This window comes from Streptomyces axinellae (genome assembly GCF_039532135.1).
GTDB classification, from domain to species: Bacteria; Actinomycetota; Actinomycetes; order Streptomycetales; family Streptomycetaceae; genus Streptomyces; species Streptomyces axinellae.
On sequence record NZ_BAAARJ010000024.1, the window covers coordinates 53,829 to 74,354 of the forward strand.

Sequence of the window (20,526 nt, forward strand, 5' to 3'; positions counted from 1 at the left end):
CCCCGTCCCCCGTGTCTCCCGAACAGCCCGCCGAGCCCGTACTCCGGATGTGAGGTGGCACATCCGCAGCACGCGGGACGTGCGACCCGGCGAACCGCAGGCGATCTCCGTGCGCGGTACACAGCCCCACGAGTGATGATCCTGGGGCCCTGGCGCGCCTTTCCCTCGCCGTGATCCACACACTAGGAACAGCGGGGCCCATGGGGTACCTGACGAATGTCAGGAGTGCGCCCCCCTCAGGCCCGCCCCCCGCCCCCGGCCCTGACCAGGCCGGACCCGGCGTCACGGCGCTCGGGGCGGTGGGGGAGCATGAGCGGCGCACCTGAAGGAGGACCCATGACGACCGCCGAGGACCGCGAGGCGCTGGCCGCAGCGCTGCCGGACAGCAACCTGATCACCGACCCCGACGTGCTGGCCGCACTCAGCGCCGACGACGCGGAATGGGCCGAGGCGGGCAGCCCGCTGGCGGCGCTGCGCGCCACCTCCACGCAGGAGGTGCGGGCGGCCGTACGTGCTTGCGCCGCGCTGCGTGTCCCGGTGGTCACCCGGGGTGCGGGCACCGGGCTGTCGGGCGGGGCCAACGCCACCGACGGCTGCCTCGTGCTCGACCTGTCCCGGATGAACCGCATCCTGGAGATCGACGAGGACAACCTGCTGGCGGTCGTCCAGCCCGGTGTCGTCAACAACGACCTCAAGGCCGCCGTCGCCGAGCGCGGCCTGTGGTACCCGCCGGACCCGGCCAGCGCCCCCTGGTCCACCATCGGCGGCAACGTCGCCACCAACGCCGGCGGCCTGTGCTGCCTGAAATACGGCGTCACCCGCGACTACGTCCTCGGCCTCGAAGCCGTCATGGGCGGACCGGCGGGCGAGTACGGCACCGCCGTACGGGTCGGGCGGCGCACCACCAAGGGCGTCAGCGGCTACGACCTGACCGGGCTGCTGGTCGGCTCCGAGGGCACGCTGGGCGTCCTCACCGAGATCACCGTGCGGCTGCGGCCCGCACTGCGCGAGCCCCCGCACACGGTGGTCGGCGCTTTCGACAGCCTGGTGGCGGCAGGGGAGGCGGTCGCCCTGTGCACCCGGCGCGGACTGCGCCCGGCCGCGCTGGAACTGCTGGACCGGGCCTGCGTGGAGGCCGTCGAGAACTGGAAGCACCTGGGCATCGAAGCGGGCGCCGCCGCCTTGCTGCTGGCCCGGGTGGACGACCCGGGCCAGGCGGGCGAGAAGGAGGCGGCGGCCGTGGCGCGGGCGTTCGACGAAGCCGGGGCGCTGTGGGCGGAGCGCTCCACCGACGAGGTCGAGGCCGAAGCACTCTTCGAGGTACGCAGGCTCGCCTACCCCGCACTGGAGCGGCTGGGGCCCGTGCTGACGGAGGACGTGTGCGTGCCGCGCTCGGCCGTGCCGCGGATGCTGGCCCGCACCGAGGAGATCGGCAAGCGGCACGGGGTGCGCGTCGCCACCATCGCGCACGCGGGCGACGGCAACCTCCACCCGCTGCTGATCACCCCGCCCGGCGACGACGCTGCCCGCCGCGCCGCGCAGGCCGCCTTCGAGGAACTGCTGACCGAGGCCGTCGCGTTGGGCGGCACCGTCACCGGGGAGCACGGGGTCGGCCTGCTCAAGCGCGGCGGCATGCGCGCGGAACTGGGCCCGGAGATCTGCGCGGTGCAGCGGGCGCTCAAGGACACGCTCGACCCGCTCGGCCTCTTCAACCCCGGCAAGGCCGTCTGAGCAAGGCCGTCTGAGCACGGCCGTCCGAGTACGGCAGTCTGCGCGAGGCCGGCTGAGGGGCCGGGTCCTCCGCCGGGCAGCGCGTACCGGCGTGGCGCGCAGCCGGGCGCGCCCGGCCGGCATGAAGCGGTGCGGGGTGCGCGAACCTGGGGCCACCCGCTGGGCGCTGCGCCGCCGCTCGGCGTCGTAGGCCCGCCCAGGCGGCGAACTAGGACCGGCAATGGCTGCGGGGGTTTCTGGGCGCGACGTCATCACGTCACGCGTTTACGGGCGTTGGGACGGGCTACCCGAGCGCCGCCGGGCCCCGGATCCGGGGCTCAACGACCCATCAGATCGGCTCCCGTCACCTGCGCGACGGACCACGCGGACCAACGCGGAGAACATGGACCATGCGGTCCGCGCGGTCCGCGCGGTCCGCGCGCTTCACGCGCTTCACGCGGTGTTCCGGGAGCCGGAGAGGGCGGACATGTTCACCATCTTGCTCATCGTCGGTCTCGTCGTGATCCTGGCCGTCGCCGTCGGCCTGGCCCTCCGCCTCCGGCAGGGCCAGGGCGTCGGCGGCCAGGGCCTCAAGCGGCGCTTCGGACCCGAGTACGACCGTGCCGTGGCCCGCCACAACGGCGACACCAAGGCCGCCGAACGCGAGCTGAACGACCGGCTGCGGCGTTACGGCTCGCTGCGGGAACAGCCGCTGGCACCCGGCGCGCAGGAGCGGTACGCCGAGCGCTGGACCGCCGTGCAGGAGCACTTCGTGGAGTCGCCGCACGCGGCACTGAACGAGGCGGACGTGCTGCTGACCCAGCTGTCCACCGACCGCGGCTACCCCCCGAACCTCGCGTTCGAGGAACGAGTCGAGGCGCTCTCGGTGCACCACGCCCATCATGTGCACGGCTACCTGCGCGTCCATGAGGCGCTGCGCGGTGAGAACACCGAGGAGATGCGCTCGGCCTTCCTGGCGGCACGCGGCCTGTTCGAGGCGCTGACCAGCCCGCACCACGGCGGTAGGCCGCACGGGCGCGGACTCGGGCGCACCCGCGGCACCGGCCGCACACCCGGCAAGCACGAGCCGGCACCCGCCGTGGGCCGTGGAACCGAGCCCGCCCGGCGCGACGGAGCACGCTGGGCGCCGGGCTACCCGATGACGGGAGGCGAAGCCCGATGACCGCTGACGCCGAACGCCCCAGGACAGCCCCGGCCCCGCCCCCGCCCCCGCCCCCGGTACCCGCGCCCCCGCCCCCCGGAGCCGCGGGGACCCCGGGCCGCGCGACCGGAGGGCCGGGTCCCGCCGGGCCCGCCGCATCGGCGGACCCCGCCGGCGCCCCGCCCGGCCGGACCCAGGCGGCACCGGTCCACGCGGGGGCCCGCCGGACAGCGGAGCGGCTGTTCCCCGAGGGGCGGCGTGAACAGCTGGACCTGCGACTCCAGCACGCGCTCAGCGGCTTCGTCGAAGACCCGCGCGCGGCCGTACGGGAAGCGGACGCCGCGTTCGAGGAGGCGGCGAACCAGCTGACCGAGACGCTCGCCGAGCTGCGCCGCTTCCTCCGGTCGGGCTGGCACGACCAGCAGGGCGAGTCCGCCACGGAAGAGCTGCGCCGCGCATTGCAGCAGTACCGCGACAACACGCAGCGGCTGCTGAGGATGTGAAACACCCGCGCGGCATGCGGAACGCGCGAAAGGCTGCCCCCGTACGGCGGACCGGTGCGCACCGGTCCGCCGTACGGGGGCGGTGCCCTCTGGAGCTGAAGCGTGACAAGACGCGGGCGCGTGCCGAACGTTGGTGGGTTACGGTTTTTTGGCTGCTGTAAGAACGGAACAACGCGGCTGCCAAGGGCCGCACAACGGGGAGGCTTCTATGACGATGAACGGTGCCGATCTGGCACGACTGCGCGAGCTGGCGTCGAAGTTCGACGGTGACGCGACCCAGCTCCAGGGTGTGATCACCAGTCTGCAGACGGCCTGCACCGACAGCGGTGGCTATTGGACGGGCAACAAGGCGCAGAACTTCCGCACCGAGTGGGACAGCCTCAAGCCGACGTTCGACCGGTTCGTGGAAACGCTCCGCGAGGCCGGGCGCGCGGCCAGGACCAACGCCGACAACATCGATCACGTCACCAACTGACCGTAGATTCACGGCGGTTGGCGAGAGGAGGCGGGGGCCGCGACCCCCGCCTCCCCCCTTGCGGCCCGCGCCGGGCCCTCCGCCGTGTGCGCGGGCCGGTGCCTCCGGCTGCTCCCCGGCGCCCCGGATACCGGCTGCTCCCCGGTGCCCGCCTACTCTTCGATGACCGCCTGCACCGGCGTCATCTCGCCGCTCAGCACCAGCAGTCCGCGCCCCGGCGTACCCGCGCCATTGGTGCGCGGCAGGCGGACGGACAGCAGCTCGCCGTCCGTGTTGCTCTGCGGGGACAGCAGCAGGCCGCTGCGCGAGCGCCGTGCCTCCTTCACGAACCCCCGGTACTGCGCGGAGAGGGTGTCCGAGTTCCCGGCCGCCAGCACCGCGTGGTCGCCGTCCACGCCCGTGCGCACCGCCGACTCCAGTGCCGCGTCCAGCGGGGTGTCGTACACCAGCTCGGCGTCGTCGATGACGACCGCGTAGCGGCCCCCCGTGGCGCGGGCCTGCGCCTCTCGCAACTCCTCCGCCGCCGAGGTGTCCTGGAGCACGCCCAGCACCCCGGGCGCCCCCGCCAGCTCCCGCAGGGGGGAGCGCTTGGGTGTGACGGCGACCAGCGGCACTCCCGCGCGCAGCAGCGAGCGCGCCGCCGACAACAGTGCCGTGGAGCGGCCCGACTTGGGCGGGCCGCCGATGACGAAGCCGGGCCCGTGCTGGGTCAGGTCCACTCCCGCCGGGGCGAGTTCGTCCCCGCCCACGCCCACCAGCGCCCACATCGGAGACGGCGGTACGAAGTCCGCGTCCAGGGCCAGGGCCTCGCGCACCGTGGCCCGCGCCGGCAGCGCGTCCACCCGGACGGGCCGCAGACCGCGCGGCGGACGGCCGTGCGTACGGGTCGCCTCCGCGGCGATGTCACGCAGCGCCCGCACCTGGGCCTGGCCCGAGGGGTCGGGGGCCAGCAGCGCGATCTGGCTCTCCAGTACGCCGTCTTCGCAGGGGCGCAGCGCCCGGCCCGGCGGCAGCTGGGAGGGCACATCCCGGGGGGACATACCGGCCGTGGTGTAGTCGTTGGGGTCGGCCAGCCGCAGGATGAGCCGGTCGCCGAACGACGAGGAGACCGTGCCCGCCAGGCCGCCCCGGCCCGCGGTCATCACCACCCGCAGGCCCACCGAGGGGCCCTCGCGGAACAGCTGTGTCATGGAGTCGATGAGCTTGCCGTAGTCGTACGACTCGAAGGCGGCCGTGTAGCTCTCCCAGCCGTCCAGCAGCAGCACCATCCACGGCAGCCGCTCCCTCGGCGTGGCGGCCGTGGCCCGCTGCTCGGCCACGCCCGTCACGCCCGCGTGGGCCAGGAGCTGTTGGCGCCGGGAGACCTCGGCGTGCAGCCGGCCCAGCAGGCGGGTGAGCCGGTCGGTCTGGTCCCGGGTGACGATGCCGCCGCAGTGCGGCAGCCCGGCCAGCGGGGCCAGCGCGTTGGAGCCGCAATCGACGCCGTACAGGTGCACATCGGCGGGCGACGCGGTGGCCGCCAGCGAACCGGCGATCGTGCGCAGCGCGGTGGAGCGGCCCGAGCGCGGCCCGCCCACCAGCAGCAGATGGTCCCCGTCCACCAGGTCCAGGGCCAGCGGCATCCGGGACTGGCGCGCGGGTACGTCCGTCACCCCGAAGACTGCCGGCGGAACGTCCGCGTGCGCACGCGCCGGGGCGGTGGGCGGGCCGGATCCCGTCGCCGGAGCGGTCCTCGTCCCCAGCTCGGCGACCGGCACCAGGTCCGCCACCGTCACCAGGTCCGCCAGCGGCTCCAGCCATGGGCGGTACGGCTCCTCGAACCCCATGGCGGCGGCCGCCTCGTCGACCGCATCGACCAGCAGTGCCAGATCCGTCAGCGGATCGTCCTCGGACCGTCCCGCGGGGCTCGGCCGCACGGGCGCCGGGCGGCCGAGGCCGTCCCACGTCACAGGCGCGGCCCACGGCTGGGCCGCGACCGTCACCTCGGGCCTGCGGCCCCCGACGCGGCCCGCCTGGAAGGGCAGCAGCGAGGAGGCGCCCAGCCGCACCAGGGCCCGGCCCGGGGCGGACTTGGCGATGTGCGCGGAATCCGGCGCGTCGATCACATCCTGGCTCTCCGCGCTGCCGGTGACCCGCAGCGCGATCCGCAAGTTGGTGTTGGCGCGGATCTCGGGGGACACCACGCCGCTGGGGCGCTGGGTGGCCAGGATGAGGTGGATTCCCAGGGAGCGGCCCCGCTGGGCGATGTTGACCAGGCCGGGAACGAAGTCCGGCAGCTCCCTGGCCATCGAGGCGAACTCGTCCACCACGATCAGCAGCCGGGGGAGGGGTTTCAGGGACGGGTCGCGGCGCGCGGCCAGGAGGTAGTTCTCCAGGTCGCTCACGCCTGCCGCCTCCAGTGCCCGCTCGCGGCGCCGCAGTTCGGCGCCGAGCGAGACCAGTGCCCGCTCCACCAGGTGGGAATCCAGGTCGGTGACCATGCCGACGGTGTGCGGCAGCTGCTCGCAGCCCTTGAACGCGGCGCCGCCCTTGTAGTCGACCAGCACGAAGTTCATCGCGTCCGGGCGGTTGGCCACCGCGAGCGAGGCCACCAGCGTCTGGAGCAGTTCCGACTTGCCGGAGCCGGTCGTCCCGGCGACCAGCCCGTGCGGCCCGTCCCGCACGAGGTCGATGGTGAACGGGCCGTCGAAGGACTCGCCGACGACGGCCGAGGTCGAACGGCCGCCCGCCGCCCACCGCGCGGCCACCCCGGCCGGAGTGGGCGGCTCCAGGTCCAGCAGGTCGAGCAGTCGGCAGGAGTCGGGCAGCGCGCCCGCCTCCTTCTCGCTCACGTCCCGCACCGGGGCCATGGCACGCGCCACACTCTCGCACCAGGCCGGGGTGACGCAGTCCGGCCGCACCGCCCGGACCGGCTCCGCGCCCACCCGCGAGACCTGCAACAGGCCGAAGTGGTCCTCCTCCACCAGGGCACGGCACTCCTCGGGCAACAGCCGGCGGTCCGCGTCCAGACAGACCAGGTGGATCCCGAAGCGCGGGCCCTCACGCAGCAGTTGGGTCAGTCCGGGCAGCGCCCGCAGCTTGCGCGAACCATCCAGCACCACCAGCACCGACGGGCCCCGCCACTCCCGCTCGCCGCCCGGACCCCGCCCGCGCTCCGCCTCCTGGCGGGCGCCGAGGGTGGTCAGCAACTCGCTGATACGGCGGGCCACGCTCTCCACGTCGGTGCCCAGCAGCGCGACCGCCCCGTGCTCCTCGCGGCCCCGCGCGTGCGGCAGCCAGCGCACCCACTCCCAGCTCTCACGGCCCGTGGCATCGGTGAGCACACACACCGTCAGGTCGGCCGGGCTGTGCAGCGCCGCCGCCTGCGCGACCAGCCAGCGGCCGACGGACCGGGGCAGCTCGCCCCGGCCTGCCACACCGAGAATGCCGTGGCTGCGCAGCGGGACGGTCACCGGTACGTCGCTGAGGGCGAGCTGTTCGGAGCGCCGGTGCTCCTGCCGGCCGGGGTCGGTCAGCTCCACCTCGGAGGGCAGGGCGCCGGTGCCGACGCGCAGCAGGCCGTGATCGTCGTCTTCCAGCCGCCGCTCCCACAGGCGCTGGCCCGGGCCGGTGGCCGCGAGATACACCTCGGCCGGGTCCGGGCAGGCCATCCGGCGGGCCGCGGTCTCCTCGGCCATGGCCCTGCGTGCCTGGTACTCGATGGAGGCCCTGTGCTGCCCGTACTCGGCGCGCATGCGGCGGTAGGACTTCTTGCCGTGTCGGCGGTCATAGAAGTGGTGGGCCAGCAGCGAGATGGGCGTCAGCACTGCCATGACCAGGTAGATCATGCTGCCCAGCAGCAGCACCATGGCCACGGCCGCGACCAGCGGCGCCAGCGCGACAGCCCACGGCAGCGGTCGGGCGTCCGACTGCCGGGGCCGGGTGGGCAGTTGGAACTTCGTGCCGCGCGGCGCCGGAGTGATGCGCGGCGGACGGTTGTAGTCCAGGCCCGTGCCGTCCTGGGAGGGCTTGAGCGCGGTGTCGGGGAACGACGGGACGCGCAGTTCCAGCAGGGTGTGGCCCGCGGCGACGACGCTGCCCGGCCGCCACCCGGTGGGCCCCTCGACCGGCCGGCCGTCCATCGTCACACCGCTGCCGAACGCGGGGCGCACCGTGACGCCGCCGTCCACGGCGACATCGACCTCGCACGCCGAGTGCGGCAATGCGGCGTCATCCGGCCGGATCCAGGCGTCCGGCCCACTGCCGACGACCGCCACCCCCGGGCCCAGCCGGTGCACCCCGCCCGCGTCGGGACCGCCGACGACCCGCACCTCGACCGTGCCCTGGGCGGCCGGCGGCGGGCAGGCGTGCGGGGCGCCGACGGAGACCAGCACGCCGTCGCGTACCGGCGATTCGGCCAGGGGCAGCGCGGGGTCCAGCCGGAAGCCGTTGATGTGCAGCGCGGGCTCCCGCGTGCCGGGGCCCGCGGCGTACTCGGCGGGGCCCGCGGCCTGCCCGCCGGGGCCCGCCTCGCCGGCTGCCCCGGGCCCGTGGGCGGGCGCCGCGTCCAGCAGGCGGGAGATCTCCCGCGCCACGGAGCCGACCGGATCGTCGGGCTCCGCGGCCAGGAGAAGGTCCGCGCGGCGCTCCCGCACGGGGTCGATGGCGGTGAGTCGCAGTTCCACTGAAGTCCCCCGGGGCCTCGGCTCGGTGAGCCGTCGAACCGATGTGCGCTGTGCTGTGCTGCAAGGTGCCGTGCTGCTCTGCTCTGTGCTGTGCCGTGCTGCGAGTCGTCCGCCGGGCCCGCACGTGCGGACCCGGCCGCTTCATGGGATGGGTACGAAGTGACGCTCGCCGGTCACCGGGTCGGGGGCGCTCAAATAGCGCCGGCCGGTGACGTGTTCCTCCTTGTTCCCGGCGGCGGCCTCGAAGCCGAACTTGACGCCGCCGAGCTTCAGCTTCCCGCCCAGTTTGAGATCCGCCGTCGAACCCGCGTACTGGATGTCGCTGACCTGCCCCCGCTCGTGCGCCATCCTCGTGAACGCGTCCGCGTCCGGCGGCGGCGGCGCGGCCGGGACGGCGGGCGTGCCCAGCGGCGAGGCCAGCGCGGGCGCGTCGCCCTGCGGGCCCGCCAGCCACTCGCGGGCGGCGGCCTGGTCCGGGGCGGAGTTGCCGATCGGCACGTTGAGGGTGACGACATGCGTGTGGGTCGCGGCGGCCTTCGCTGAGGCGGAAGCGGCCTTGCCGTCGGCCTCGAAGCCCGCGCCGAGCTTGTCCTCCACGGACTGGATGACGCGCACGGAGAGGATGTTGGTGTCGGGGTCCGGGTTGTTCTTGTCCCGGGTCACCTGGACGACGCCGCCGGTGACATGCACGCCCTCGAACTTGCCCGCCGTACCGAAGGCGCCGGTGTTCTCGACCTTGAAGTCGTAGCTGGTGGTGACCGTGGGGCGCAGCGGATCCACGGTGCTGGTGATGGTGGAGACGGTGCTGTCGAGCTTGAGCCCGTTGGTGAAACGCCCGGCCTTCAGCTCGAAGTTGCCCTCGGTTCCCAGCATGCCCATCCGGATCTGCGGCTCACCGATCCGGTCGAGGACCTTCTCCAACTCCGCCGTGGCCACCCCCATCGGGTTCATGTCGGGTGCCATCTCCTGCTGACGCAGCAAGAACGCCTGGTGGATGTCGTCCTGGAGCCGGTCGGCGTCCGCCTTGCTCCTGAACACCCAGGTGTCGCCGATCTCCAGCTTGACGGTGCCGCTCAGCGTCAGCTTGACGTCGTCGGCCTCCTCGCCGATCTTCACCCCCGCCTGCGCGTTGTTGATCATTGTGACGCGGTAGGTGCCGTCGCTCATCAGCTCCGTACGGAAGGCGAAGCCCTCGCCGAGATCGAAGATGCCCAAGGAGAGCTTGACGCTGCCCTTGGTCTCGTTGCTGTTGGTCTTGTACGGCTGCACTTTGAAGTAGGCCAGGTGCACGGCCCGCTCCAGCACGTCCGCCGGCAGGCCCTTGAGGGTTTGCAGAACATCGGGCTTCAGATACAGGTACTGGTCGCGCTGGGCCGGTGTCAGGCCCGCCCACCACGTGGCCACCTCGGCCCCGTCGGCGGTGGGCGGCGGCAGCGCGTTGAGGTCCACCAGGGTGTCGAGCTGGGCGCCCGCGTCCAGGAGCGCCGAGAGCGGCGTCGCCTTGCCGATCTGCTCCAGCCGGTCGCAGCGGGTTCTGATGTCGGCGGCCGTCTGGTGGAGTCGCGGGTCGAGGGAGGCGGGCATCGGCCCGGCGCTCAGCGCGGCGGACGACATCGAGCCGGGGGACAGCTCGACGGGGAAATCGGTGGGGTCGGAGACCGTCGGCAGCGGCAGCGGCGGGCCCGTCGGCAGGGCGAGGGTGCCCATCACCGGTTCCAGCTCCGGGCTGCCGCTCACCGGCTGCGGCGCCATGTCGTCGGCCGCGGACCGGAGCAGCTGCGTCAGCTGGCGGTGCATCGGCACCATCGAGCCCGCCACCGAGTCCAGATGAGCGGCCAGCTCCCGCACCAGCGCCACGTCGAAGCCCTGGAACTGCCCCATCAGCGGCCTCCCCCGGGGACCGCGGCGGCCTCCTGTTCGAGCAGATCGGCCTCCCGCTCCCAGCTCTGGGCGCTGCCGTGCAGGCCCTGCGCCATGCCGCCCAGCGCGCTCTGGTAGCCCCGCAGCGCTCCGGCGACCCGCTCGGCGTAGGGCCCGGACCACGCGCCGCCGGCCGCCGCCTTGGCCACGCCCGTATCCAGCGCGGGGCCCAGCGATCCGGCGAGCGTGCGGGCCCGGCCCGCGTGGTCCCGCAGCCGCTGCGCGCGGGCGCGCGCCTGCTCCGGCGATTCCCCCGGCCTCATCGCTCCCATGTGCCTTGTCCCCCGTCTCTCTCCGCGCCGTCCCCCGTGACCGGCGGTCTTTCGATCGTAGGCCGGACGGTGCGGCGCATTGCGCCCTGTTGCGCGATTGCTACGCGGTGCGGAACGGCTCAGCGCGGAACAGCCCGGCGTGGCACGGCTCAGCCGGGCGGCGCCGGAGACTCGGGAGCCGCGCTCCTCCCGCCGCTGTCCGCCCGCTCCCCGCCGCACACCGGGTCGGACGGCGCCAGGCCCACACTGCCGTCGGCGGTCTGCACCAGCGAGGTCACCACGTAGCAGGTATCCGCCCGCACCGGAGGGGAGGTGAAGACGACGCTCGGCTCGTCGGCACCCGTGTTCTTCACCTTCACGGGCTCCCCGTCGGGTGTCTGCGCCGCGATCGCGTACCCGTAGACCGCCTGCGCCCTCTTCGGCGGACTCCAGGCGATCTGCACCCGCTTGCCGACGGTGTTGACGCTGACGCGCTGGGCCTGGAACGCGGGCAACTGGCCCTTGGGCAGCGGGTGGGCCGAGCCCCGTCCGCCCTCGGGGCGGTCCGGGGCGGCCGGGGTGTCCCCGGAGGTGTTCGCCGCGCGGACGAGGAAGAGCGCCAGCACGGCGCCACCCACCAGCAGCAGCCCGCTCGACGCCGCGACCAGCCGGTTGCGGTTGCGGCGGCGCCGGGCGACCGCCGCCGCCGACTCGGGGTCCTCATCGCTCTCCGGCGGCGGCTCGGTCAGCGCGTCGTCGGCCGGATCCCAGCCCGGCGGCGGCAGTTCGGGCGCCGGCTCCGGCTGGAGATCGGGGACCCTGGGGGCGTAGGAGACCGGCAGCAGCGCCCGCAGGATCCGGTGCACCTCCGTCAGCGGCGGGCGGCCCTCCGGATGCGGCGCCATCATCCGCTGGACGAGTACGAGCAGCGGCTCGGGCACATCCTGCCGCGCGGGGCGCGGCACCCCGCCCCGGAGCACCCGCTCGTACACGGCGGCCGGGCCCCGGCGGGCCGCCTCGGCGTACGCCGGTTCCCCGGCGAGGAGGGCGTAGAGCGTGGCGCCGAGCGCGTAGACATCGGCGGCCGGGCCCGGGGCCTCCCAGCCGGACAGCTCGCGCGCCGCGTACACCGGATCGAAGACGGCACCCGTCTCCGGTGCGGCGCGCTGGAGCACCCGGCCCACCGCGTGATCGGCGAGCAGCGCGCCGCCCTCGTCGTCGTACAGGACGTTGGCCGGGCGCACATCCAGGTGCAGCACTCCGGCACGGTGCGAGGAGTGCAGCGCGAGCGCCAGCCGTATGCCGGTCACCAGCACCTCCTCGACGGGCAGCGGCCCCGCCGCCGCCAGTTGGTCCGCCGCGCTGCCACCGGAGCACCGTCGCTCGATCAGGTAGAGCTGTCCGGCGCCGGTCGAGCCCGCGTCCTCGACGGTGACGGCACACGGGTGTTCGGCCGCCGCCCCCGCGGCCAGCAGCTCGGCGTGCGCGGCCAGCCGCCGCGCGCCGTCCTGGACGACGGGCAGCAGCACCTTGACCACCACGTCACGGCCCGAGGACTCCTCCCGGCACAGCACGGCGGTGGCATGCCGCCCGGTGCCGAGCACCCGTTGGGCGCGGTAGCCGTCCGGCAGGGCGGGCAGCGCGGCCGGTGCGGCCGGTGCCGGTGGTGCCGGTGGCGAGGAGGGTACGCGGGGTGGCGGTGGCAGGCCGGGGCCGCTGGCGCCGGTCGTGCCGCCCGCCGCCGGGCCGCCCCAGCTCGGTTTCCCGTTCACGAACTCTCACCTCTGTGACGTAGCCGGCGGAACACGGTGCGCGGACGCAGCGCTCTGCGGATCCGGATCCGGCGCGGCACCGCGCGCGCCACGACCTCTTCGACGGCGTCGCAGTGCCGCCAGGCGGCGTCCGCCGCCGCGCTGTCGGCCGCCCGGCCCCCGTAGCCGACCTCGTTCACCAGCCGGGCGAGCGCGGCCAGTTGGCGGCCTCCGGCGCCACCGGCCCCGCCCTCGCCCTCGGCGTCGCCGAGCCGCGCGGTCCCGAAGGCAGCGACCTCCGTGGCGGTGTGGGCCGGGGTGGGGGGCAGCCCGATCTCGGTGAGGCGGTCGAGGCTCTGCCGCCACGCGCCGAGCACCCGCTGCCCCGGATCACGCGCGCCGCGCCGTCTGCCCCGTCTGCGGTAGGGAGCCCAGGCCGCCAACAGGCAGTAGGCGGCGGTCAGGAGCAGCACCGCGAGCGACGCGAAGGCCCAGGCGGGCAGCCCATGGCCGGTGCCGGAGGCCGGGTCGTGACGGTCGCTCTTCTTGTCACCGTCCTTCCGCTCCGGCGGCACGGAGGGGCGGGGCTGCTCGGCCACGTCCCGGTCGGCTTTCTCCCGCTTCTCGGGCTGTCCCGCGGGCGGCACCGAGGCGCGGTCCTTCGACGCATGTCCTGGTGTGGGGTAGAACGGCACCCAGCCGATGCCCTGGAACCGCACCTCGGGCCAGGCGAGCGCGTCCCGCCCTGTCACCTGCCGGATCCCGGAGGCGCCGCTCTTCCCCGCGCCGCCCCTGCTGTTGCCCTGGCCCTCGCTCTTGGGCTCGCCGGAGCGGAAGCCGACCGTGACGCGGGTGGGCAGTCCCAGCGAACGGGCCATGACGGCGAAGGCGGCGGCGAACTGCTCGGAGGTGCCGTGCTTTCCGGTGGTGAGGAAGAATTCCAGGTTGCGATAGGCGTGTCCGGGCACCGATGTGGGGTCGTAGCGGTAGTGCTCGCGCAGCCAGGCCGCCAGCCGGTACGCCTGCTGGTAGGGGTAGCTGCTGCCGGCCGTCGCGGTGGCGGCCAGCTTTGTGAACGTCGTGAGCGAGGCGATCGGTTTCCCCGCCGCGTCGGTACGCGGCAGGCGGGTGTACCGCCCGCCGCCGGGCGCCGCCGCGTACTGGAGGCGCTTGATGTCGTACTGCGGCTCCCGGGACACGGCGGTGTACGACAGCCCGGAGTTGGCCCGCGTGCCGGGGGCCCCGCCGGTGCCCGTCGCCACGACGCCGCTGTCCGGATCGACGGCGAGGTCGCCGCCGGGCAGCCCCTGCCCGGCCGCGCCCCGGCCGCCGGTGCTCCGTCCGCCCTTGGCTCCGCGTACCGAAGTGATGGCTGTGGGCCGGTCGGCGGCGGGCAGCCACATGCCGGGCAGGCCCTGGAGGGTGAACTGCTGCTCGACGCGCCGCGCACGCCCCGGCCCGGCGCCCCGCTCGGGCGGCACGCGCCCGCCCGAGCGGGCCAGTTCGGCGCCGGAGGTCCACTTGACGCCGTCGTACCTGTCCAGGACGGCGAGCCGCCAGTTGTGACCGCCCGGGGCGCGGACCGTGAACAGCCGCGTCTCGGGGTGCTGGAGCCAGGCGGAGATCTGGTCGAGCGGGCTGGTGCTCTGCGGGTGCACGGTCGGCGGCTCGACCCGCTCGCGCAGATCGTACGGTTCACGTGCGTCCAGCCCCGGCAGCCGGGGCCCCAGCAGTGCCGCGGCCAGCGCGAGGACGGCCACCACGGGCAGGCCAACGGCCAGTGTCCCTACCGCACTTCGCCGCGCCGCGGGGGAGCGCAGCAGTACGAGCACCGCCCCCCAGGCCACCAGTGCCGCGGCGGTCACCCGGTTGGTGCCGGGTCCGTCGGCGCCCAGCACCAGCGGAAAGCCGAAGGCCAGCACCGGGGGCAGTGCGGGCAGCAGCGGAGCGCGGGTGCGCAGCGCCAGTTCCGTGGCGGCCAGCGAAGCCGGCCACACCACCGCGTACGGCAGCACGAGGAAGTCGGGCTCCGGGGGCGCCGGGAGGATCGTGGTGAGGGTCGCGTGCGGGGAGTCCAGCAGCGCGGCCCAGCACGCGGCCACGGCCTCTCCGGTCGGCAGCCCGCCCCCCGTGCTCCGGAACAGCGTCGCGCACGCCACCACCAGCCAGACGACGGCCCCCAGCACCAGCGAGGGCCACAGCGGCGCCGGTCGCCCCTTGCGGCTCTGGAGCAGCAGCAGCCCCGTGGACAGGGCCATCGGGACGAGTACGGCGACCGCCACCACGGGCACCAGGGCTCCGGTGCCGAAGACCCGGTGGAAGCCCAGCCCGGAGCCGGCCGCCAGCCCGGCCACCGGCAGCAGCGACCACAGCCGCCGCGCCCTGGGGAGAGCGTGCGGCGGTGCGACGGCGGAGACGGCGGATCGGCCGCCCGCACCGCCTTCGGCATCGGCTTCGGGGCGGCCGGGAGGTCCGGCGGCGCCGGGGGAGGGGCCGCCGCCCGGTGCGACCGGGCGGGGCGGCGCCCAGGACGGCCCGTCGTAGGCGGCGGGCCGCTGCCCGGGAAGCGCCCCGGCGCGAGGACCGGTGCGAGAGCGGGAGCCAGTGGCGGCGTCGGGGACGGTGCCGGTCGTGGTGCCGGTGGTGGCGCCGAGACCGGTGCGTGGGCCGGTGTTCATCGGACGGCCTCCCACCGCCACGCCGCCAGCAGCGCGTCCAGCCCGGCGACCCGCAGCTGCGGCACCTCCGAGCCGGAGCCGGAGCCCGAGCCCGAGCCGGAGCCCGAGCCACTGCCGGAGGCCGGCTGCGCGTCGGCGCCCGCGCGTACCAGCACACTCCGCTCGAAGCGCCGCCGCACCCGGTCCAGGGCCGTGAGACCCGTGGCGTCCCCGGTGCCGCTGACCACCACCAGCGAGCCGCCGGCGCGCGAGCGCTCCGCGTCGTCGAAGGCCGCCGCCACCGAAGCACCGGCCGAGCGCCGCACCAGCGCGAGCCGGTCCAGCACCGCCTCGGCGCCGTCGCCGCCCCCGCCGTCGGTGCGCAGGATCGGGCCCGCGTCGCCGAGGAGCGTGACGGGGAAGTGCGAGCGCGCGGCGGCGAACGCGACGGAGGCGGCGCAGTCCACCGCCAGTTCGAAGTCGTCCTCGGTGCGGTAGGCCACCGTGCGGGTGTCGAGCACGACGGTGGTGTGCGGCAAGGAGACGTCCACGAGCTGTTTGACCATCAGCGTCCCCGTGCGCGCGCTGGAGCGCCAGTGCACCCGGCGCAGATCGTCGCCCAGGACGTACTCGCGCAGCGCGTGGAAGGTCAGCGAGCCCTCGTCGGCCGTGTCCGAGGCCGGCCCCTCCACGTGGTGCGCCTTTCCCGAGGGCAGCACCGGCAGCAGACAGACCCGGGGCCGCACCAGCAGCGTGTCCGTACCGCCCTCGGCGGAGCGGAACTCCCGTACCCGGCAGGCCAGTCCGAGCGGATCGGCGCGCTCCAGCCGCAGCGGCCCCAGCGCGACCCGGCCGCGCCGTTCGGTGGGCAGCGCGTACCGCGCGGTGTGCTCCGCGCCGGGGCGCAGCGCGGGAATCTCCAGGGCGAGCCGCGCGTCACCGCACAGATCGGTGACGCGCGGTCCGCGCAGTGTGCGGCTGCCGGTGTTGGTGAGCGTGACCGAGCACTCGGCCCGCTCGCCGCGCGTCACCTTGCGCGGCGTGACCCGCCGCCGGGCGGTCAGCCGGGGCCCGCGCGCCGTCCACACCAGGGCCACGGCGACGCCGAGCAGACAGGCCAGCCCGAGCGCCGCCGCCTCCTCGTATCCGAAGCCGTACCCCGCACCCGTGAGCGCGGCGCCGCCGACCAGTGCCCCCCAACCCGTCGGCGACAGCATCAGAGCCGGGCCCCCGCCTGCGGTACGGGGACGGTGGCCAGGGCCTCCGCGATGACATCGGCCCCACTGGTGCCGCTCAACTCGGCCTCGGGGGTGAGGATGAGCCGGTGGGCCAGCACCGGGCCCGCCAGCGCTTTGACGTCCTCCGGCAGCGCGTAGGCCCGCGCCTGGGAGGCGGCCCGCACCCGCACGGCGCGCAGCAGCGCCACCGAGCCGCGGGGGCTCGCGCCCAGCCGTACCCCGGGCAGCTCACGGGTGGCCGCCACGACCCGCACCAGGTAGTCGTAGAGCTGCGGCGCGACCTGGATCTGCCGTGCCACCTGGATGAACTCCGCGATGTGCCGGCCCGTGGCGATCGTCGGAAGCTGCCCGATGCTCGTCTCGGACGCGGCACCCGAGAGCACCGCCACCTCCGAGGCGTGGTCGGGATAGCCGAGGGTCACCCGCATCAGGAACCGGTCGAGCTGCGCCTCGGGCAGCGGGTAGGTGCCGCCCATGTCCACCGAGTTCTGTGTGGCGATCACCATGAAGGGCCGGGGGACCGGATGGGCGGTGCCATCGGCGGTCACCTGCCGCTCCTCCATGACCTCCAGCATCGAGGACTGGGTCTTGGGGGAGGCGCGGTTGATCTCGTCTCCGAGCACGATGTTGGCGAACACGGGGCCCGGCAGGAACTCGAACGTGCCGGTGTTCTGCCGGTAGACGGTCACACCGGTGATGTCGGAGGGCAGCAGGTCAGGAGTGAACTGGACGCGGTGCCAGCTCGCCTCCAGCGAGGCCGCCAGGCAGCGCGCCAGCGTCGTCTTGCCGGTGCCCGGCACGTCCTCGACGAGCAGGTGCCCCTCGGAGAAGAGGCACACGAGCGCCAGTTCCACGGTCTCCCGCTTGCCCTTGACGACGCGTTCGATGTTGTCGCCCAGGGCGTGGAAGCACTGGGACAAGAGCGCCACCGAGTCGGTCGGGGCGCCGCCGTCGGGTTCTAGTCGCACTGCCAGACCTCCGGTGAAAACTTGCCTTGTTGCTTATTGCTGAAGTCCAGCCACAGGTCGCTCACATAGGCGGTCCGGCCGTTCCACTCCACCCGGTCCCAGATGTCGCTCTGCCAGCCGTGCGTGTCGTGCGTCTCCTGTGTCCCGGTCGTCTGGCAGATCACCTTGATGCCCGGGTTCTGGCCGCTGGGGATCTGCTCCAGCCGCTCGCCCTCGGAACTGCTGGGACGGCTGCGCACGCCCACGCCCTTGCCGTCGTCCACGTTGTCCTCGATGTTCCTGTTCACCGGCTGGGACAGCTCGACGGCGAGGGAGGTGGCGCCGCCGGAACCGGCCGCGTTGGCGGCGGCGACGGACAGGTTGTACGTCTGACCGTTGCGCAGGCCCCTGAGCGCGAGCGCGGTCCTGCCCCCTGCGGGCTGGGGCGCACCGGCCCCCGAGACGGTGTAAGTCGTCCCCTCCGCCCCCGCGTTGGCGGGCTTGTCCCAGGTCAGATCGATGCCCTTGCCGCCCTGCGGAAAGGTGTGCTTGAGGTTTTGCGGCGCGCCGGGGGCCACACACGGCCGGGTGGGCCCGGAGCGGGCGGACTCCTCGGTGGAGCCGTCGGAGAACTCGGCGACGACGGTGAAGGTGTACTCCTTGCCGCACTCCCCGCCGCTCATCTGGAAGGTGAACGGTCCCCCGGGGCCGACGCGTCGCGGCTTCACCTGGGCGCCGGCCGGTGCTCCCCTGAGCCGGTAGCCGGTCGGCCGCACGCCGGAGGAGGGCGCGAAGGCGACGGTGATGAAGCCCGCGCCCGACTGCGCCTGCGGAGTGCCGGGCGCCACCGCCTCCGGCTTGTCGCCGGGCTTGTCCGGGTCCGGCTTCGGATTCGCTCCCGGCTTGTGCTTGTTGCCCGGACTCGGCTTCGCGGGTGCGGGGTTGCCCGGCTTCGCGCCCGGCCGACTGCCGTCCCTGCCGGGGTCGTTGGGCCCTGCGGGGCCCTCGGGTCCGGGATCGGACGCGTTCGGTCCTGGTGCCGGGCTCCGGTTGCCGCTGTCGCCGGGGACGTTCTCGCGGGGCTTGCGGCCGGAGGGGGCGTCGTCGCGGTACTTGCGCACCCGGTTGACGTCGCCCTTGGCGTTGATCACCACCGCTGTCGCGTTGTCCTCGTCGTTGACCCACAGCAGCCCGTCGCGGACGAACAGGCTCAACTCTCCGCGCTTGCCGGTGACCTTGACGGGCCGCTCGATCGCCGCCGCCTCGGTGTCGTAGACCCGGAGGGTGCCGTTGCCCTGGTCGGGCACGTACACCTTCGAGCCGAGCACCTGCGGAGTGCCGTAGGCCTGCCGCGAGGCACCGAGCCGCGCCGTCAGCAGCGTGCCCGTACGCGTGTTGACCAGCGCCATACGGCCGGACCTCCGCGCGAGCACCGGCACGAGATCACCGGCCGTCGAGGGCGGTACGAGCACCGAGCCGGCCGGAGCGCTCCGGATGTCGCGCGGCAGCTTGAAGCGCAGCCCGCGCCCCTTGCGGTGCAGCAGTGTGACGGTGCCGCCCTCGGTGTCGGTCACCACCGGACGGCCGCCCGCCAGCGTCATCACCAGCGCCGAGGCGCGCTTGCCCGGGCCCGCCACCTCGATCCCGCGCGCCTTTTCGACCCGCGGACCGCCCTTCTTGCCAGGAGAGAGAGGCACCACGCGCCCCTTGGCGGGCTGCGGCACCCACAGCGTCCCGTCGGCGTCGGCGACCGCCTTGCCCAGCGGCGCCGCGCCCAGGCCGACGGGCCCGCCCACCGGAGTCGTACGGACCGGATCGATGCGCTGCACCGTGCTCTTGACGGGATCGACGAGGTACGCGTACGAGCCCCCGGCCACCAACTGGAGGCGTCCGGAGCCATAGCGGGAGGACTGCTCGGCGGTCAGCTGGGACGGATCGATCCGCACCACCTTCCCCGTCTTCTTGTCCAGGACCAGGACCGTCTTGCCGTCCTGGGAGACCGACACCGGATGGTCGCCCATGCCGGGCAGCTTGACCTTGCCGTCCACATCGCCGGTCAGCCCGTTGGCGTGCGCGGCCTCCCCGGTGCGGGAACTGGTGAGCCACGCACCGATGTCGGCCAGATCCGGCACCGCACCCGCCTTGCCCGAGCCGACGGCGATCGAGGTGCCCAGGAGCGCGCCGACCGAACAGATCGCGATGTATCCGGTCGCCCTGCGGCGGCTGGGACGGACCGCCACCCAGGCGAGGCCCAACAGCCGGGCGCAGCGGGCCCGTACAGCGGCCGGCCCACGGCGGCCCGCCGAACCGTCAGTACCCCCGACGTCCCCGGCGTCCCCCACGAGCCGCCGGGGCCGCAGCCCGCGCGCCCCGCCCTCTTCGGAGCTCTTCCGCGCATCCGACATCGACAGTCCTTCCCCCGTTGTGCGTGCCCCGGCCGCCCCGCGCCGCCCATGAAGCCGCACATCGCAGGTTAGCTCCCCCACCACACCGGAAGTCACGGCTGCCGGGCCCCCTGTGACAGGAGTATGACGTCGGCGGCCAGGTGTGGCGGTACCGTGACATCCGCGCACCGCCTCCTCACACCCGCCCCGCGCCCCGCGCCCGCGTCCGCCCGCACACGGAAGCGGGGCCCGGCCCCCGAAGAGAGCGGTCTTTCCTCTTCGGCGGCCGGGCCCCGTCCTCGGTCCCTGCCACGGCTCCGCGACGTGGAGGCGTGACAGGGAGCCGTGCCGTGGTTCACGCCCTGGAGTACACCCAGCCTCCGCAGGTGTCCCACTGGATGAGATTTTCGCTGTAATCCCCCGAGCACACCCGGAAGTTGACGGTCGCCCCCTCGGGGAGGCCGCGGTAGGAGCGCTCGGTGCACTTGCCCGCGCCGCTGGTGTGCCACGTGTACTTGGTCGCCCCGCCCACCCGGGCATCGACGACGACCGACCAGCCGTCGGCCGCGTTGTCACAGATGACGAGCTTGCCGCCGTCGGGGTACCACGTCGTGCTTCCCGCTGCCGCCTGAAGTGTCGCGGTGGGCCCCGCGCTGCCCGATTCCGCGTGCGCCGTACCCGCCAAGCCCATCAGCGCGAGTGCCGCGCTTCCGGCCACCGCGCCCGCTTTTCTGGCTCATCGCATGATCTCCCCTTGGAGTCGGAGTGCTTCGGTGTTCTTCCCGGTGCCCGTTCCGCCTGCGGCACGTCGTGGACATGCGTCCCCGCTCCTCGTCGGTCCGCCATCCGCCGTCCGCTGTCCGC

13 protein-coding genes are annotated in these 20,526 nt (G+C 74.4%); 4 read left to right on the forward strand and 9 right to left on the reverse strand.

Features of this window, described 5'->3' with window-relative positions; translation table 11 throughout:
- Positions 1 to 336 precede the first annotated feature (336 nt).
- The 4 genes from ABD339_RS29120 (at position 337) to ABD339_RS29135 (ending at position 3,850) form a co-directional block, all read left to right on the forward strand.
- On the forward strand, positions 337 to 1,731 hold the full coding sequence (locus ABD339_RS29120; protein WP_344570133.1) for an FAD-binding oxidoreductase: 1,395 nt from the start codon (positions 337 to 339) through the stop codon (positions 1,729 to 1,731).
- A 466-nt stretch (positions 1,732 to 2,197) separates the two neighbouring features.
- The gene (locus ABD339_RS29125) at positions 2,198 to 2,893 is read left to right on the forward strand and encodes a hypothetical protein (protein ID WP_344570134.1); all 696 of its coding nucleotides are present in this window, start codon (positions 2,198 to 2,200) and stop codon (positions 2,891 to 2,893) included.
- Positions 2,890 to 3,375, forward strand: coding sequence for a hypothetical protein (locus ABD339_RS29130; protein ID WP_344570135.1), 486 nt, complete (start codon positions 2,890 to 2,892; stop codon positions 3,373 to 3,375). Before ABD339_RS29125 ends, ABD339_RS29130 begins: the two co-directional genes overlap by 4 nt.
- A 208-nt stretch (positions 3,376 to 3,583) precedes the next feature.
- Entirely contained in the window at positions 3,584 to 3,850 is a 267-nt protein-coding gene (locus ABD339_RS29135; protein WP_344570136.1) for a WXG100 family type VII secretion target, read from the forward strand.
- A 152-nt stretch (positions 3,851 to 4,002) separates the two neighbouring features.
- On the opposite strand, the gene ABD339_RS29140 is transcribed toward ABD339_RS29135, so the two are convergent.
- The 9 genes from ABD339_RS29140 to ABD339_RS29180 all read right to left on the reverse strand — a co-directional run bounded on the left by ABD339_RS29140 (position 4,003) and on the right by ABD339_RS29180 (position 20,380).
- Positions 4,003 to 8,514, reverse strand: a complete 4,512-nt coding sequence (locus tag ABD339_RS29140; protein WP_344570137.1) for an FtsK/SpoIIIE domain-containing protein — start codon at positions 8,512 to 8,514, stop codon at positions 4,003 to 4,005.
- A 141-nt stretch (positions 8,515 to 8,655) separates the two neighbouring features.
- Positions 8,656 to 10,395 carry a hypothetical protein gene (locus ABD339_RS29145; protein ID WP_344570138.1) on the reverse strand — a complete coding sequence of 580 codons (1,740 nt, stop codon included), beginning with the start codon at positions 10,393 to 10,395 and terminating at the stop codon, positions 8,656 to 8,658.
- A complete protein-coding gene (locus tag ABD339_RS29150) occupies positions 10,395 to 10,706 on the reverse strand; it encodes a hypothetical protein (RefSeq protein ID WP_344570139.1) in 312 nt (103 codons plus the stop codon). The genes ABD339_RS29145 and ABD339_RS29150 overlap by 1 nt, the downstream gene beginning before the upstream one ends.
- A 149-nt stretch (positions 10,707 to 10,855) precedes the next feature.
- Positions 10,856 to 12,457, reverse strand: coding sequence for a protein kinase domain-containing protein (locus ABD339_RS29155; protein ID WP_344570140.1), 1,602 nt, complete (start codon positions 12,455 to 12,457; stop codon positions 10,856 to 10,858).
- Positions 12,454 to 15,114 (reverse strand): transglutaminaseTgpA domain-containing protein, encoded by a 2,661-nt coding sequence (locus ABD339_RS29160; protein WP_344570141.1) that lies wholly within the window; start codon positions 15,112 to 15,114, stop codon positions 12,454 to 12,456. Before ABD339_RS29160 ends, ABD339_RS29155 begins: the two co-directional genes overlap by 4 nt.
- A complete protein-coding gene (locus ABD339_RS29165; protein WP_344570142.1) occupies positions 15,111 to 16,310 on the reverse strand; it encodes a DUF58 domain-containing protein in 1,200 nt (399 codons plus the stop codon). The genes ABD339_RS29160 and ABD339_RS29165 overlap by 4 nt, the downstream gene beginning before the upstream one ends.
- A complete protein-coding gene (locus ABD339_RS29170) occupies positions 16,310 to 17,299 on the reverse strand; it encodes an AAA family ATPase (protein ID WP_344570143.1) in 990 nt (329 codons plus the stop codon). The genes ABD339_RS29165 and ABD339_RS29170 overlap by 1 nt, the downstream gene beginning before the upstream one ends.
- Positions 17,290 to 19,683 carry a fibronectin type III domain-containing protein gene (locus ABD339_RS29175; protein WP_344570144.1) on the reverse strand — a complete coding sequence of 798 codons (2,394 nt, stop codon included), beginning with the start codon at positions 19,681 to 19,683 and terminating at the stop codon, positions 17,290 to 17,292. Before ABD339_RS29175 ends, ABD339_RS29170 begins: the two co-directional genes overlap by 10 nt.
- Positions 19,684 to 20,017: 334 nt before the next feature.
- Positions 20,018 to 20,380 carry a hypothetical protein gene (locus tag ABD339_RS29180; protein ID WP_344570145.1) on the reverse strand — a complete coding sequence of 121 codons (363 nt, stop codon included), beginning with the start codon at positions 20,378 to 20,380 and terminating at the stop codon, positions 20,018 to 20,020.
- Positions 20,381 to 20,526 lie beyond the last annotated feature (146 nt).

Coding starts and splice junctions, on each gene's coding strand:
- ABD339_RS29120 (WP_344570133.1), top strand. CDS start 337: ATGACGACCGCCGAGGACCGCGAGGCGCTGGCCGCAGCGCTGCCGGAC.
- ABD339_RS29125 (WP_344570134.1), top strand. CDS start 2,198: ATGTTCACCATCTTGCTCATCGTCGGTCTCGTCGTGATCCTGGCCGTC.
- ABD339_RS29130 (WP_344570135.1), top strand. CDS start 2,890: ATGACCGCTGACGCCGAACGCCCCAGGACAGCCCCGGCCCCGCCCCCG.
- ABD339_RS29135 (WP_344570136.1), top strand. CDS start 3,584: ATGACGATGAACGGTGCCGATCTGGCACGACTGCGCGAGCTGGCGTCG.
- ABD339_RS29145 (WP_344570138.1), bottom strand. CDS start 10,395: ATGGGGCAGTTCCAGGGCTTCGACGTGGCGCTGGTGCGGGAGCTGGCC.
- ABD339_RS29150 (WP_344570139.1), bottom strand. CDS start 10,706: ATGGGAGCGATGAGGCCGGGGGAATCGCCGGAGCAGGCGCGCGCCCGC.
- ABD339_RS29160 (WP_344570141.1), bottom strand. CDS start 15,114: ATGAACACCGGCCCACGCACCGGTCTCGGCGCCACCACCGGCACCACG.
- ABD339_RS29165 (WP_344570142.1), bottom strand. CDS start 16,310: ATGCTGTCGCCGACGGGTTGGGGGGCACTGGTCGGCGGCGCCGCGCTC.
- ABD339_RS29175 (WP_344570144.1), bottom strand. CDS start 19,683: ATGTCGGATGCGCGGAAGAGCTCCGAAGAGGGCGGGGCGCGCGGGCTG.